Below are 15,076 nucleotides of genomic sequence, written 5' to 3' on the forward strand. Positions count from 1 at the left end.
CGCGATCCGAGACGCCCCACGCTGTCCCGGGTGCCTTCCGGTACCTTCCGGAAGCCCCTGGGAGGCTCGCGGGACGCGAGAGGGCTCCGCGACCCATGAGGCGGTTACCCGTCCTTGACAGATCTCATGCACCCAAAATTCAAGTTGGTATTGATCCCAAGAAAACTTCGCGATTACCCTGATAAGCCGTGGTCCACTACCTATCGTTCCTCATATGAGCATCGGGAACCCCGCTCTCGGCAACGTGCTCGCGCAGCACGGCGATCCGCACCGGCTGCTTGCGGCGCTGGCCGAATGGGGACTCCTGGTTGCCGTGCGACCCGACCGCTCCGTCGTGCTCGGCACGACCCAGGCCGGTGATCGTGTCCTGCTCGGTTACACCTCGGCGGACACCTACGCGCGGCACCGTGGCAGCCACTCGCTGTCGGCGTGCGACGCCGACACCATCCTCGACATCCAGCGCGTCACCGGCGTGCGGGAGATCGTGATCGACGCGGCGGGCCCCGCGGCCGCGGCCGTGCCGATCGAGGATCTCCAGCGCTACCTGCTCTCGACGCGCAGCGGCCCCACGCCCGCGCTGTCGAGCGCGGCGCCGACGGCGTACGCGACCGGGGCGATGGCCACGGTCTCGCGTCCCGCGCCCGCGCGCCCGCCGAGAGCGCCGGTGCCCGCCGCGCCCTCCCAGCCGTGGATCCCGGCGCCCCGGCCGCACCTGTCGGGCCCGATGCAGATGGTGGACCCGGGATACCGCCGGTGCGACCACCCGATCCTGCCCGCGCTGCGCGCCGCGATCTCGCAGCTGCTCGTCGACTATCCGCTCGTCCACCACGTGTGGATCTCCGAGGCCAGCACCTCCTCGGGCGCGCCGGGAATCATGCTGCACGTGAAGGTGCACATGTCGGCCGCCGAGGACGTGGTCAGGGACATCCATCGCGGGGTGCGCGCCCGGCTGCCGCAGCTCGCCGCGAGCGAGGCGCCGATCCTGATGGCCAGGGTCGCCGACGCGCGCAGCGAGCAGCGGATGGTCGAGCTGGGCGCTCACGTGGTCTGCGCCGACGTCACCGACTGAGCGCCCCGACCGGCCGGGCGGTGGTGGGCCGGGGCGTGCCGATGGGGAGGTCCCGCGATCCGGCCTGATCACCGCCATCCGGATCCCGCGTACGCGCGCCGATGCCCGGCCGTCCCCGAAGTGCCGGGCGGCGGCCGGGTGCGGCCCGGAACGGCGGGTCAGGTCAGGCGGCGGGTGAGCACCACCCTCGTCCGGACGCACAGCCCGGCCAGCAGCGCGGTCAGCAGTGGCAGGCCGACCAGCACGCCCGCCACCAGGAGCCAGGGCACGTCGATCACGAGAGTGACCAGGTCGGACGACACGTCGTTCACCGTTCCGATCCCGGAGGCCCGGGCGCGATGGAACCCGCTGAAGACGCTCGCCACCCCGGCGACCAGCCCGACGAACGTCCCCGCCCCCACCCCCAGGCCGGAGACGAACGCGGCCTGTCCGGCGACGAGAAGGCGCTGGACGCGGCCCGCCGCCCCCACCGCCGCCAGCGTGGCGCGGTCGGGACGGCCCTCCGCCACGGCCAGGCCGGTCGCCGCGAACGTGCCCCCGAGAACGAGGACCGACGCGCCGACGGCGAAGGCGAGGAGCGTCGCCATGTCGTCGCCACGGAAACCCCGCTCGACCTCGGCGGCGGTGGTGGAGTCGACCTCCCGGACGGCGGCGTTCAGCCGCTCCTCCTGCTGCGGCGTCGTACTCACCGCGGCGGGATCGGCGACGAGGGTGTCGTGGCGGACGGCGAGGCCCAGCTCGGCCGCCAACGAGACGGGTAGTACCGCGGTCACCAGCGGCTCGCCCGGGGGCCGCCGGACGACGGCGGGCACCGAGTGCGTGACGCGTTTCGTGATCTCGGTCGTGAAGACCAGCTTCCCGTCGCGCAACACCCTCGGGTCGAACACCACCGCCTTGCCCGCGGCGAGAGCGGTCTCGGCGACGGGATCGGGACCACGCAGGAAATAGCGGACCAGGTCGGCGCCGCCTATCGGTGGGGGCCGGAACAGCGCGCGGGAGAGGAACGCCCCGCAATCCCTCGCGCAGCCGGGCTGGACCACGACGTTGACAGGTCGCGAGCCGGGCCCGGCGAACTTTCCCGCCTCGATCAACGGCACTCCGGGCAGGGCGGAGGCGACGACTTTCTTGATCTCCCGCCAGATCGCGGGATTGGCCGCGTAGGAGGACACGACGGTGCTTCCCCCCACGTACTGGGGCGTGTAGCGCTCCCGATCCCGGGCGGTCTGGCTGGAAACTATCACCGCCACAGTGGCGAAGACGGCGGTCGCGACGAGCACCGCGGCCACGGCGGGGGCCGTGCGGCCACGGTTGCGCGCGGCGTCCCTGGCGGCCATCCGGAACGGCAGCGGCAGCCGCGCGGCCAGGCGCGCGGCGACGCCGACCAGCCACGGCGTCAGCAGGATCAGCCCGAACTGCCCGAGCACCGCGCCCAGCAGCATGCTGATCGGCTGCCACGGCACGCGCTGATCCCACCGTTGCAGGAAGGTGGCGCCGAGAAGGATGACCGCCATCGCCACCGCCAGGAGCACCACTCCCAGCACCGGCAGGCCACGGCGTTCCCTCGCCCGGCTCCGGCGACCGGCCAGCACCTCCGCCACGTCGGCCCGTGACGCCTGGACGGCGGGGACGACCGCCGCGAGCAGCGCGCTCACCACCCCAAGAAGCACGGCGAGCGCGACCAGGCCGGCAGGTACCTCCAGGGGGCCGCGGTGGACGAACGGCGCGGCGGCCGCGCCGATCCCGATCCCGCCCGCGGCTCCGAGCAGGGAGGCCGTGAGCCCGAGGGTGAGCCCGTCCGCGAGGACGACGCCGCGCAGGTGGCGGGGAGAGCCGCCCTGCGCGGCGATCAGCGCGAGTTCGCGCCGGCGTCGCCGGATGCCGACGGCGAACGCCGGTCCGGCCAGGAAGACGACCTCCAACACGACGACGACCGCGCCCAGGACGGTCATCACGACGTCGGAGGTCCGCACCGACACGTGGGGGACCGGATCCTCCGGACCGTTCCCCGCGGGAGGCGGATCGTTGACCACCGCTCGCGAGAGGACCTTGACACCGTGCTGGTTGATCTCGCGAACCCGCTGCCAGGAGACCGGGGCGGAGGTATCGACAAGCCAGCTCGTAGCGGCCTCCCGGGTGTCGTCGGGCGCGGTTCCCGGGGGCGCGACGATCTCGAGGCTTTCGGGCTCGCTCTGGGACTCGACGACGCCGACCACGCTGACGACGGTGCTCATACCGGTCAGGGTCAGGGTTCTCCCCTCTTGCAACCCCAGCCCGGCGCCTGCCGCGACCTCCCCCGCCACCCGCGGCAGGCGCCCTGACCGGAGCGTGTACATGCCCGTGGTGATCGGGTCGTGCAGGTCGATCTCCCGGAGTTCGGCCTCCCGGTAGGCGCCGGCCGCCTCGTAGCCGGTCCAGAGGCCGCGCAGGGGGACCGCGCGACTGCCCGGCCCGAAGAGAGCGAGGACCTCCTGTTCGGTGAGCGTCCGCTGCTTGACGCCGCGGCCCGCCGTGTGGGAGATCTCGGCGCCGGCGCTCTGCCGCACCGGCCTGTCGAAGGCCATACCCCGCACGTGCGCGTCGGCCGTGCCGATGTTCCAGTCCAGCCCTTCCCTGAGCGTGACGTCCCCGGTGGCCTGCCAGGTCAGTCCCGCCGCGAGCAGCAGGACCGGCAGGCCGATCATGACCATGATGAGCGCGCTGCGCCCCCTGGCCCGGCCGATTTCCCGGCGGGAGAGGCGCAGGGCGGCGATGATCGCGCTCATGCGGCCACCCCCGCCCGCCGCGGGCCCGTGAACGCGCCCCGCGCGTCCGGTCGCTCGCTCATCGGGCGCTCTCCAGGGGGGTGGCGGTGGAGTCGGCGATCTCGCCGTCGCGCAGGAAGATCACTCGGTCGGCCCAGGCGGCGTAGCGGGGTTCGTGGGTGACGAGCAGTACGGCGGTTCCCGCGTCGCAGCGGGTGCGCAGGAGCTGGAGGATGTCGTCGCCGGTCGGAGTGTCGAGCGCGCCGGTGGGCTCGTCGGCCAGGATCAGCCGCCGCTCCCCCGCCAGCGCGCGGGCGATGGCGACCCGCTGGCGCTGGCCGCCGGAGATCTCGTCGGGGAAGCGGTCGGCGACCTCGCCGAGACCGACCTCGGTGAGCACCTCCATCGCCTCGCGGCGGGCGTTCCTGAAGGCGATCCCGTCCAGCTCGCGCGGAAGGGTCACGTTCTCCAGCGCGGTGAGCGAGGGGATCAGGTTGAGGTCCTGGAAGACGTAGCCCACGTGCCTGCGCCGGAGCCCGGCCAGTTCCCTGGCCGGCAGGCTCGCCAGCGGCGTGCCCTCCACGACCACGGAGCCGGAGGTGGGCAGGTCGAGGCCCCCGGCGAGGTTGAGCAGGGTGGACTTGCCGGACCCCGAGGGGCCCATCACCGCGACGAGCTCCCCGGCGCCGACGTCGAGGCTCACACCGCGCAGCGCCGCCACGCTCTGCGGCCCGTCGCCGTGCGTGCGGGTCACGTCCGTGAGCCGGACGACCGGGTCCAAGGTCATCTGGGTCCCCCCGGTGTGCGGATCCCTGGCTGTGGTTGTGGAAAAGAGGTCAACTGTCCGTCTCCTACGTCTGGGGATCACGCGTCGGGAGATCACACGCGTGGGGATCCCGTGTCCGAGGGCTCCGTGTCCAAGGGCTCCGTGTCCGGGACCTCCGCGTTCGGGTGTTCCGCGTCCGCGGGCCTCCGTGGCCGGGGGGAGGCCGCGAGCACGGCCTCGCAGTGGTCGAGCCAGCGTTGCTCGGCCTCGGCCTGGAAGATCATCGAGTCGAGCACCAGCCGCTGGGCGGGGCTCTCGACGCTCGCGCGCCTGGCCTGGACGAACGCCTGCAGCGTGCGCATGGTCGCGGTGCGCTGGGCCTGGATGATCGGCCGCACGTCCGCGGCGGCGGTGACCGCCAGGGCGAGCTTGATGACCAGCTCGTCCCGGGGCCGGTCCGACTGGGCGACGGGGGTGCCGAACCATCGCCCCATCTCGGCCAGACCGGCCTCGGTGATCGAGTAGACGACCCGGCCCTGCTCGTCCTGCTCGCCGGGGCTCACCAGGCCGTCGCGTTCCAGGCGCGAGAGCGTCGTGTAGACCTGGCCGATGTTGAGCGGCCAGGTCGCCCCTGTCGACGCCTCGAACTCGGCACGCAACTGGTAGCCGTAACGAGGCCCCTGACTCAGCAGGGCCAGGAGCCCCTGTCGGATCGCCATGGATACTGAGTATGCATACGCAGTATCCATGGGGCAAGAGATCTGCATATTCTGGACAGGTTCCGCCCCTGGGGCCGATACTCGGAGGATGAGCTCGACGCATCCCCCGGCCCGCGCCTCCGACGGGGACCGCGATCGCGCGATCAACGAGCTGCGTGACCGTGCCGTCGAGGGGCGCCTGTCGCACGACACCTTCCTCGGCCGCGTCGACATGGCCCTGCGTGCGCGCAACCAGGGTGAGCTCGACAACCTGGTCGCCGACCTGCCGCAACGTGGCCGGTTCCGCCGCATGGTCACCGAGGCCGTCGCCTCCGCCTCCGACTTCACCAAGCGTGTCGAGTCGGCCTGGCGACGCCCCAGGCTGCCCCGGCTCGCGCTGCCCGGTGACGGCAGGACCCGCTACGTGGTGGGCCGGGGCTCCGCCTGCGACCTGGTTCTCGCCGACCTAACCGTCTCCCGGGTGCACGCCGAGCTGCGCCGCGACGAGGAGGGCTGGGTCCTGGTCGATCTCGGCTCGCTGAACGGCACCCGGCTGAACGACTGGCGCCTGGTCGGCCCGGCCAAGGTCCGGCCGGGCGACGTCGTCTCCTTCGGGGACTGCGGCTTCCTGATGATCACACCCCAGATGCTCTGACCGGCCGCGCCCAGGCCGTCCCGGGCCGCACACCGGCCCCGGGCCGCACCACGATCACCCCGGGCCGCGCCACGATCACTTCGGACCATGGCGCGGTCACCTCGGACCGTGGCGCGGGCTCCGGGCGGAAACAGCCTCAGCCCTCCTGTGCCTCAACGGTGCCGGCCGGGGTCTCGGCGGCGTCCTGGGCCTCCTTGATCCTCGCGGCCGTCAGGGTGTAGCGCATGGTCAGCAGGATGCTGATCCCCATCAGGATCGCGGGCAGCAGCGTCGAGCCGTACAGAGCCGCCGTGGTCGCCGACTCGGGCTGCGCGACCGGCGTCGAGGGGTCGGACTCGACGAACCCGGTCGCGGCCAGCAGCCAGCCGAGCACGAGCGCGCCGAACGCGAAGACCACGGTCTCCGCGGCCGTCCAGAGCCCGGTGAACACCCCGGCCCGGCGCTTGCCGGTGACCAGGGCGTCGTGGACGATCACGTCGGAGAGCATCGAGAACTGCAGCAGCTGGAACCCCGCGTAGCCGATGCCGACGAGGAGCACGCACGCGTGCGCGTACGCCGAACCGAGCGGGCCGGAGAAGGCCATCCCGGCGGCGCCCGCCAGGAACAGCGCCGACGACAGGACCATCGCGCCGCGCTTGTCGTAGCGCTTGGACAGCCAGACCCAGAGCGGCATGGTGATCAGCAGCGGGCCGACGATGCCCAGGAAGAGCGTGGTGGTCGCCGCCGGGTCGCCCAGCGTGTAGGTGGCGAAGTACGGGGCGCCGGCCAGCATGACACCGGCCGCGAACATCTGGGCACAGCTGAAGCCGAGCAGCACCATGAACGTCTTGTTCGAGCGGGCGGCGGCGAACTGGGCGGCGATCGACGGCTCCGCCTCGGCCCGCCCGATCACCGGGGCGCGGGCCGTGCCGAAGAAGGCGGCGAGCATCGACACCAGCAGCACGGCGCCGATGAGCAGCCCCATGGTCCGGTGGCCGGAGACGTCGGTGCCCGCGATCGCCGGCGCGCCGGCCCCGGAGAGCAGGATCCCCAGGCCGACGAAGACCATCTTCCACTGCAGGAGCGAGGAGCGCTCGTGGTAGTCGTCGGTCATCTCCGCCGGCATCGCCTTGTACGGGACCTCGTAGAAGGCGTAGGCCGTCGCGGTGAGGAAGTAGAAGAAGGCGACGTACAGGGCGGCCTGGACACCGGTGAGCGGGGGGCCCGCGAAGGTGAGGGCGAACGTCACCGGCAGGGTGACCGCACCCAGGAGCATCCAGGGGCGGCGGGCGCCGAAGCGGGAGACCGTCCGGTCGGAGCGCTGGCCCACCCAGGGGTTGATGAACATGTCCCAGAGCTTGGGCAGGAAGACCACGACGCCGGCGATCCAGGCGGGAACCGCGAGCACGTTCGTCATGTAGAACAGCAGCAGCAGTCCGGGGACCGTGGAGAAGGTGGCGGTGCAGACGGAGCCGACACCGTAGCCGACGCGCACGCCGCGCGACACGGTGACGACGGCGGGGGAGGGCGCCGGGGAGACCATGCCACATTCAATCGCAGCGAGTGGGCGCCCGGTAGGTCCCGAGGCGGGGCGCTCCGCGAAAGGCGAGGATATTTCGGCTCCGCCCGGCCGGGGGGTGCCGGGCGGCGGGACCGCCGTCCGTCCCGCGCGATCCGGCGGCAGGCCCCCCACCCACGTGGCATACATCCAGCTCAGGCTGCCCATAAACGGAAATATCGGGATTAAGTGGGCTGGAGAGCGACCCGAGCACCATCGACCCCCGACGCCTCTGCCACCACTCTGGTTTACCTGGGGCCCACAGTTAATGTCCGGAATTTGCTGACAAGAGCGATCCGTCCCCGACAGAATGCGGAGTCCATCCAGCGCCTAACCAACTGGAGGAACCGACATGCGCAGACCGCTAGGGGCACTTCTCTGCCTCGGGAGCCTGGCGGCCCTCAGCACGCCGATCGCCACGGCTCACGCCGCGGCCGCTCCCCAGGCCGAGTGCCGTGTGTACGCCGCCAAGCCGCACGTCAACGCCGCCGGACGGATCCAGGCCTCCGCCGCGCGGCTGGGCTGCGACGACACCGCCCTGGTCCGCATCCGCATCAAGCGCGCCGTCCCCGGAACCGACCCGATCGTCAAGAGCGCGTCCCGGCAGGGGACCAACGGGCGGGTGACGGTGAAGCTGCGCTGTGCCCCCGGCGTCTACTACGCCGTCGTCACCGACTACCGGGGCAACAGCGGCCGTTCCAGGCCCGTCAGGCTCAGCTGCTCCCCCACCGGCACCCCCACCCCCACGCCGACCGGCACCACCAAGCCGACTCCGGCGCCGACCCCCTCGTCCGGCACCACCCCCACCACGGCGCCCAGCTCCGCGCCGGGCTCCTCCCTGTCCGAGGAAGTGGTGCGCCTGACCAACGTCGAGCGGCAGAAGAACGGTTGCGGTCCGCTCGTCTCCGACCCGCAGCTGCGCTCGGCCGCGCAGGGCCACTCGGACGACATGGCGGCCAAGAACTACTTCAGCCACACCTCGCAGGACGGCCGCGACATGACCGCCCGGATCAGGGCGAGCGGGTTCAGCCCGATGCGGGCCTGGGCCGAGAACATCGCGATGGGCCAGCGCACCCCGGCCGAGGTGGTAACCGCCTGGATGAACAGCTCCGGCCACCGGGCCAACATCGTGAACTGCGCCTACACCCACCTCGGGGTGGGCGTGGCCAACAGCTCCCGGGGCATCTACTGGACCCAGAACTTCGCCAGGCACTAGGCATCTTCCGGTTCCCGGAAAAACCTGGAAGGCACCCGGTGCGAAACGGCCCGTGCCCCCCGCGACGTGAACTCGTCGCGGGGGGGCACGGGCCGTTGCTCTCCCCGAGCGCGGCCACCTGACCGCGGTGACCTGAACGCTGCGAATCGGGCGTGTGAACCCGAGCGCGGTGAGACCGGGCGCCGTTACTTGAGCCAGCTCATCATCGGGCGGAGCTTGGCGCCGGTCTTCTCGATCGGGTGCTCGGCGATCTCCTCGCGGTAGGCGGTGAACTTCTTCTGCCCGCCGTCGAACTCCTCCACCAGCTCCTTGGCGAACTCGCCGGACTGGATCTCGGCGAGGATGCGCTGCATCTCCTTCTTCGTCTCCGGCGTCACGATGCGCGGGCCGCGGGAGTAGCCGCCGTACTCGGCGGTGTCGGAGACCGACCAGTACATCTTGGAGATGCCGCCCTCGTACATCAGGTCGACGATCAGCTTCATCTCGTGCAGGCACTCGAAGTAGGCGACCTCGGGCTGGTAGCCCGCCTCGATCAGGGTCTCGAAACCGACCTTGATCAGCTCGGACACACCGCCGCAGAGCACGGCCTGCTCACCGAACAGGTCGGTCTCGGTCTCCTCCTTGAAGGTCGTCTTCAGCGCGCCGGCGCGGGTGCCGCCGATGCCCTTGGCGTACGACAGCGCGAGCTCCAGGGCGTTTCCGCTGGCGTCCTTCTCCACCGCGACGAGACACGGCACGCCGCGACCCGCCGTGTACTGGCGGCGCACGAGGTGACCGGGACCCTTGGGAGCGACCATGGCCACGTCCACGCCCTCGGGAGCCTCGATGAGGCCGTAGCGGATGTTGAGGCCGTGCCCGAAGAAGAGCGCGTCGCCCTCGACCAGGTTCGGGGCCACGTGGTCGGCGTACAGGTGGCGCTGGATGTGGTCCGGCGCGAGGATCATGGTCAGGTCGGCCTCTTCGACGGCCTCCGAGGGGGTGAGCACGCGCAGGCCGTCGGCCTCCGCCTTCTCCCGGCTCTTGGAACCCTCGGGCAGGCCCACCCGGACGTCCACGCCGGAGTCGCGCAGCGAGAGCGCGTGGGCGTGGCCCTGGCTGCCGTACCCCAGAACGGCGACGTGCCGGCCCTGGATGATCGACAGGTCGGCCTGGTCGTCGTAGAAGATCTCAGTCACTTGCTTAACCTTTCGGGTTTCTCGTACGCGTTACGCGGTCCGGTCCAGGGCCCGGAGAGAACGGTCGGTGATGGAACGGGCTCCGCGGCCGATGGCCACCATGCCCGACTGGACAAGCTCCTTGATGCCGAACGGCTCCAGGACCTTGATGAAGGCCTGCAGCTTGTCCGGCGTGCCGGTGACCTCGATGGTCACCGCGTCCGAGGAGACGTCGACGCAACGTGCCCGGAACAGGTTGACCAGCTCCAGCACGCTGGACCGGTTCTCCGCGTCGGCCCGCACCTTGATCAGGGTGAGCTCGCGCTGCACCGACTGCGCCGGGTCGAGCTCCACGATCTTCAGCACGTTGACGAGCTTGTTGAGCTGCTTGGTGACCTGCTCCAGCGGCAGGTCGGCGACGTTGACCACGATGGTCATCCTGGAGATGTCCGCGTGCTCGGTCGGCCCGACCGCCAGCGAGTCGATGTTGAACCCCCTGCGGCTGAACAGTGACGCGACGCGTGCGAGCACGCCCGGCTTGTTCTCCACCAGCACGGAGAGCGTGTGCCTGCTCATGCCTAGTCCTCGCTGTCCCAGACGGGCGCCATGTCGCGCGCGAACTTGATCTCGTCGTTACTGGTCCCGGCGGCGACCATCGGCCACACCATGGCGTCCTGGTGCACCACGAAGTCGATGACCACCGGCACGTCGTTGATCTCCATGGCCTTCTTGATCGTCGCGTCCACGTCCTCCGGGCGCTCGCACCGCAGCCCCACGCAACCGTACGCCTCGGCGAGCTTGACGAAGTCGGGGATCCGGCGGACCGTCTGCAGGTCGGTGTTGGAGTAACGCTGGTTGTAGAACAGCGTCTGCCACTGCCTGACCATGCCCAGGTTACCGTTGTTGATGATCGCGACCTTGATCGGCACGCCCTCGATGGTGCAGGTGGCGAGCTCCTGGTTGGTCATCTGGAAGCAGCCGTCGCCGTCGATGGCCCAGACCGTGGTGTCGGGGCGGCCCATCTTGGCGCCCATCGCCGCAGGCAGGGCGAAGCCCATCGTGCCCGCGCCGCCGGAGTTGATGAACGTGCCGGGGTTCTCGTAGCCGATGAACTGCGCGGCCCACATCTGGTGCTGGCCGACGCCCGCGGTGTAGATCGCGTCCGGGCCGACGAGCGCGCCCAGCCGCTCCATGACGTACTGCGGGGCGAGGGAGCCGTCCTCGAACTCGGTGTAGCCCAGCGGGTAGGTCGCCTTGTAGGCGTTGAGCGCCGTCCACCAGTCGGCGTAGTCGCCCTTGCGCTCCTCGTTGCGCACCACGTTGATCAGGTCGGAGAGGACCTCCTTGCAGTCGCCCACGATCGGGACGTCCGCGTGCCGGTTCTTGGAGATCTCCGCCGGGTCGATGTCCGCGTGGACGACCTTCGCGTGCGGCGCGAAGCTGGACAGCTGGCCGGTGACCCGGTCGTCGAAGCGGACACCGAGCCCGATGATCAGGTCGGACCTCTGCAGCGCGCCGACCGCCGACACCGAGCCGTGCATGCCGGGCATCCCCATGTGCTGCGGGTGGCTGTCGGGGAAGGTGCCCCGGGCCATCAGGGTGGTGACCACCGGGATGCCGGTCAGCTCGGCGAACTCCAGCAGCTGCGCCGACGCGCCCGCTCTGTGCACGCCGCCGCCGACGTAGAGGACGGGCCGCCTGGCCTCGACGATCAGCTTCGCCGCCTCGCGGATCTGCTTGGAGTGCGGCCGGGTCACCGGGCGGTAGCCGGGCAGCTGCATGACGACCGGCCACTCGAACGTCATCATCGCCTGGAGCGTGTCTTTGGCGATGTCGACCAGCACCGGCCCCGGCCGCCCGGTCGAGGCGATGTGGAAGGCCTCGACGATCGTCCTGGGGATGTCGTTCGGGTCGGTGACCAGGAAGTTGTGCTTCGTGATCGGCATGGTGATGCCGGAGATGTCGGCTTCCTGGAAGGCGTCCGTGCCGATGGCGCCGCTCGGCACCTGGCCGGTGATCGCGACCATCGGAACCGAGTCCATGTACGCGTCGGCGATCGGGGTGACCAGGTTGGTCGCGCCGGGACCGCTGGTGGCCATGCAGACGCCGACCCTGCCGGTGGCCTGCGCGTAGCCCTGGGCCGCGTGACCCGCGCCCTGCTCGTGCCGTACAAGCACGTGCCGGACCTTGACCGAGTCGTAGAGCGGATCGTAGGCGGGGAGAATCGCGCCGCCCGGGATCCCGAACACGGTGTCGACCCCGACGTGCTCCAGCGCCCTCACGAGGGCCTGGGCTCCTGTCATCTGTTCGGTCATCGGCTCGTTCCTTGTGGCTGAGCATGCGTAATGGCATAAAAAATGCCCCATTCCGCCTGGTCGGCGGAGCTGGGGCGGCGCGCAGGTCGTAGTGCTTCGGCTATCGGCCCGCGCGCCGGCGAAGTACTACGAGAATCCCACGGTGAAGCTGCATGGCTCCACCATGGCCGACGCGGCACCCCCGCGTCAAATTCATGGGACACATATCTCAGAGTCCGAGATGCGAGGTCACGCGGGAGTGCCGAGGCTGGAGAGGCTGGTGCGCATCAGCGAGTCGACGCCGCGCGCGGCCATCGGGCGCGCCACCAGGAACCCCTGGCCGCGGGTGCAGCCCATCTCGCGCAGCAGTTCCAGCTGCTCGGGCCGCTCGATGCCCTCTGCGACGACGATCAGCCCCAGGTCGTGACCGAGCCGCACGATCGTGCGGGTCAGCAGGGTCAGCGTCTCGTCACGGCCGAGCCCGGACACGAAGGACGGGTCGATCTTGATCATGTCGACCGGAAGCTGCCGTAGGAACGCCAGCGAGGCGTACCCGGTGCCGAAGTCGTCGATGGCGAGCCGGACCCCGAGGGTGCGCAGCTCGGAGAGCCGGGTGATGGTCTCCTCCGCGTCCTCGACCAGCATCTCCTCGATGACCTCCAGGGTCAGCGCGCTGGGCGGCAGCCCGCTCTCGACCAGGGCAGCCTCGACGGTCTCCACGAAGCGCGGCGCCATGATCTGCCGGGCCGACAGGTTGAGCGAGAGCCCGATCTCCCAGGCGGAGGCGCGCCAGGCGGCCACCTCCCGGCAGGACTCGCGCAGGATCCACTCGCTCAGCGGGACGATCAGGCCGGTGTCCTCGGCCGGGCCGAGGAACTGCTCCGGCGGGACGAACTCGCCGCCCCGGCACCAGCGCACCAGCGCCTCGACGGCGGTGACGCGCGAGGTGGCCAGGTCGACGACCGGCTGGTACTCGATCGCGAACTGGTTCTCCAGCAGGGCCCGCTGCAGGTCGGCGGCGAGCTCCAGGCGCCGCACCACGTCGGCGTGCATGTGCGCGGCGAACACCTCCACCCGGCGCCCGCCCAGCTCCTTCGCCCTCGCCATCGCCACGTCGGCGTTGCGGATCAGGTCGGCGGAGGAGACGTCGTCGGCGGCGAAGGCCACCCCGACGCTCGCGGTCAGCGCGACGTCGCGGTCGGCCACCCGGAACGGCTCGGACGAGACCGTGCGGACCAGCAGCTCGGCCAGGTCGACCGCCGTCTGGGCGTCGACCGGCGCCTCCAGCAGCACCGCGAACTCGTCACCGCCCCAGCGCGCCAGGGTGTCGTCGGTCCGTACGGCGGCGCGCAGCCTGCGGGCCGCCTGGCCGAGCAGGTAGTCGCCGCTGGCGTGACCCACCGAGTCGTTCACCGCGGTGAAGCCGTCCAGGTCCAGGAAGACCACCGCGACGTTGCACGCGCCCGGACGGGCCAGCACCTCCCGGGTGCGCTCCTCGAAGTAGGCCCGGTTGGGCAGGCCGGTGATGCCGTCGTGGAAGGTGAGGTGTGCGACCTGGCTGCGCAGGGCCTCCTGGTCGCTGATGTCGCGGGTGGTGACGAGCAGCAGGTCCTCGCCGCGCACGTGCCGGGTGGCCACCGACTCGGCCGGCCGCCAGGTCCCGTCGGAGGCCCGGACCCGGCAGGCGACCATGCACGCGCCCGGCCCCTCCTCGGCCTCCTCCTCCAGGCTCATCGCGCTCAGCGCCGCCTGGATTCCCGGCACGTCCTCGGGGTGGATGTAGTCGAAGATCCTCCCGCCGACCAGGTCGTCGGGGCGGTAGCCGTACGTGATCTCGACGCCCTCGCCGATCTGCCGCACCACACCGTCGTAGTCGCACAGCAAGACCACGTCCCCCGCGCTCTCGGCGAGGTCGTGCAGCTGCCGCTCGCCGAGGTGGAGCAGGCTCCGCAGCCGCCCGGTCTCCAGCAGCGTCACGAACAGGCGTACCAGCAGGACGGCGACGATCGACGCGCACACCGAGGCCAGGACCGCCGGAGGTCCCTGCACCCCGCCGCTGATCACGTGGAGGAGCACCACGACGGTGGCCACGCCGACGAGGAACAGCGGCACGGCCGCGATCAGCGACGACGTGCTCTCGCGGACGGACGGCTCGTCGTTCGCGGGCTCGGGCGGCCGGGTCGCGGGCCCGCTCCACGGGACCGCGGCGAGCACCAGGAACGCGGCGGGGGCGAGCCACACCCAGGTCAGGGAGGGCGTGTCGCCGCTCACCCGGGCGAGCGCGGTGATCGTCTCAGAGGTCGCGACGGCGGCGAGCACGGCCAGCGCGGCCAGGCCGACCGGCCAGGCCGACCGCCGGATCGGCACCACCGCGGGGCCCACGACGCAGGCGAGGATCAGGCAGAACAGCGGCGAGGCGAAGCTGACCGCGGCGTCGCCCGCGTCACCGGCGTCGCCGTAGACCGGGCCCACCAGCCACACCCAGAGGATCACCAGGATGGCGGCGGCGCACACGTAGGAGTCGGCGAGGTCGCGCAGCAGGGCGTGCCCGCGCGCGGGCCTGGCCGCCGACAGCGCGGTGCCGACCGCGATCATGGCCGTACCGGCCAGGAGCACCAGGTCGGCGAAGGTCACCACGAAGGGCGCGCCGTCCGCGATCGGCCGCACCCCCACCCCGGCCAGCCAGGTGAGCGAGCCCCCGGCCAGCCAGCGCCAGGCCAGCGCCCTGCGCCGGTCGATCACCTTGGAGGCGGCGGCGAACAGCGAGCCCGCGGCGGCCGCGGCGGTGACGACGCCCGCCACCGCCTCGACGACCACTGCGGGAGCGCCGCTGACCAGAGCGGCAACGAGCCCCACCACGCCTATGGCGGCGGTCAGCGGTACCCGGGGGTCACGCCAGCGGATCAATGTCGTCTGCCCATCAGTGTCGTTTGGTGTGTCTCGTCG

11 protein-coding genes are annotated in these 15,076 nt (G+C 71.4%); 3 read left to right on the forward strand and 8 right to left on the reverse strand.

Annotation, left to right across the window (positions count from 1 at the left end; all coding sequences use genetic code 11):
- The first annotated feature begins 214 nt into the window (after positions 1-214).
- The gene (locus ACTOQ2_RS21330) at positions 215-1,069 is read left to right on the forward strand and encodes a hypothetical protein (RefSeq protein ID WP_362693735.1); all 855 of its coding nucleotides are present in this window, start codon (positions 215-217) and stop codon (positions 1,067-1,069) included.
- 158 nt (positions 1,070-1,227) lie between these two features.
- Here ACTOQ2_RS21330 and ACTOQ2_RS21335 read toward each other — a convergent pair whose 3' ends face one another.
- From ACTOQ2_RS21335 to ACTOQ2_RS21345, 3 genes are all read right to left on the reverse strand, one after another.
- Positions 1,228-3,831, reverse strand: coding sequence for an FtsX-like permease family protein (locus ACTOQ2_RS21335; RefSeq protein WP_440101606.1), 2,604 nt, complete (start codon positions 3,829-3,831; stop codon positions 1,228-1,230).
- A 58-nt stretch (positions 3,832-3,889) separates the two neighbouring features.
- Entirely contained in the window at positions 3,890-4,597 is a 708-nt protein-coding gene (locus tag ACTOQ2_RS21340) for an ABC transporter ATP-binding protein (protein WP_440069098.1), read from the reverse strand.
- A gap of 92 nt (positions 4,598-4,689) precedes the next feature.
- On the reverse strand, positions 4,690-5,295 hold the full coding sequence (locus ACTOQ2_RS21345) for a PadR family transcriptional regulator (RefSeq protein ID WP_440069100.1): 606 nt from the start codon (positions 5,293-5,295) through the stop codon (positions 4,690-4,692).
- Positions 5,296-5,383: 88 nt separating this feature from the next.
- On the opposite strand from ACTOQ2_RS21345, the gene ACTOQ2_RS21350 reads away from it, so the two are divergent.
- Positions 5,384-5,929, forward strand: a complete 546-nt coding sequence (locus tag ACTOQ2_RS21350; RefSeq protein WP_362693750.1) for a DUF1707 and FHA domain-containing protein — start codon at positions 5,384-5,386, stop codon at positions 5,927-5,929.
- Between the two features lie 136 nt (positions 5,930-6,065).
- Here ACTOQ2_RS21350 and ACTOQ2_RS21355 read toward each other — a convergent pair whose 3' ends face one another.
- Entirely contained in the window at positions 6,066-7,451 is a 1,386-nt protein-coding gene (locus ACTOQ2_RS21355) for an MFS transporter (protein ID WP_440101608.1), read from the reverse strand.
- 367 nt (positions 7,452-7,818) lie between these two features.
- Between ACTOQ2_RS21355 and ACTOQ2_RS21360 the strand changes: the two genes are divergently transcribed.
- Complete coding sequence (locus ACTOQ2_RS21360; RefSeq protein ID WP_440101610.1) at positions 7,819-8,682, forward strand: CAP domain-containing protein; 864 nt, start codon at positions 7,819-7,821, stop codon at positions 8,680-8,682.
- A 185-nt stretch (positions 8,683-8,867) separates the two neighbouring features.
- On the opposite strand, the gene ilvC is transcribed toward ACTOQ2_RS21360, so the two are convergent.
- From ilvC to ACTOQ2_RS21380, 4 genes are all read right to left on the reverse strand, one after another.
- On the reverse strand, positions 8,868-9,848 hold the full coding sequence (gene ilvC, locus ACTOQ2_RS21365) for a ketol-acid reductoisomerase (protein ID WP_362693893.1): 981 nt from the start codon (positions 9,846-9,848) through the stop codon (positions 8,868-8,870).
- A 39-nt stretch (positions 9,849-9,887) separates the two neighbouring features.
- On the reverse strand, positions 9,888-10,412 hold the full coding sequence (ilvN, locus tag ACTOQ2_RS21370) for an acetolactate synthase small subunit (RefSeq protein ID WP_362693759.1): 525 nt from the start codon (positions 10,410-10,412) through the stop codon (positions 9,888-9,890).
- A 2-nt stretch (positions 10,413-10,414) separates the two neighbouring features.
- Complete coding sequence (locus ACTOQ2_RS21375) at positions 10,415-12,202, reverse strand: acetolactate synthase large subunit (protein WP_440069107.1); 1,788 nt, start codon at positions 12,200-12,202, stop codon at positions 10,415-10,417.
- 177 nt (positions 12,203-12,379) lie between these two features.
- Complete coding sequence (locus tag ACTOQ2_RS21380) at positions 12,380-15,037, reverse strand: putative bifunctional diguanylate cyclase/phosphodiesterase (RefSeq protein ID WP_440101612.1); 2,658 nt, start codon at positions 15,035-15,037, stop codon at positions 12,380-12,382.
- Positions 15,038-15,076 lie beyond the last annotated feature (39 nt).

The sequence above is a fragment of the Streptosporangium sp. H16 genome (assembly GCF_051918855.1).
Taxonomy (GTDB): domain Bacteria; phylum Actinomycetota; class Actinomycetes; order Streptosporangiales; family Streptosporangiaceae; genus Streptosporangium.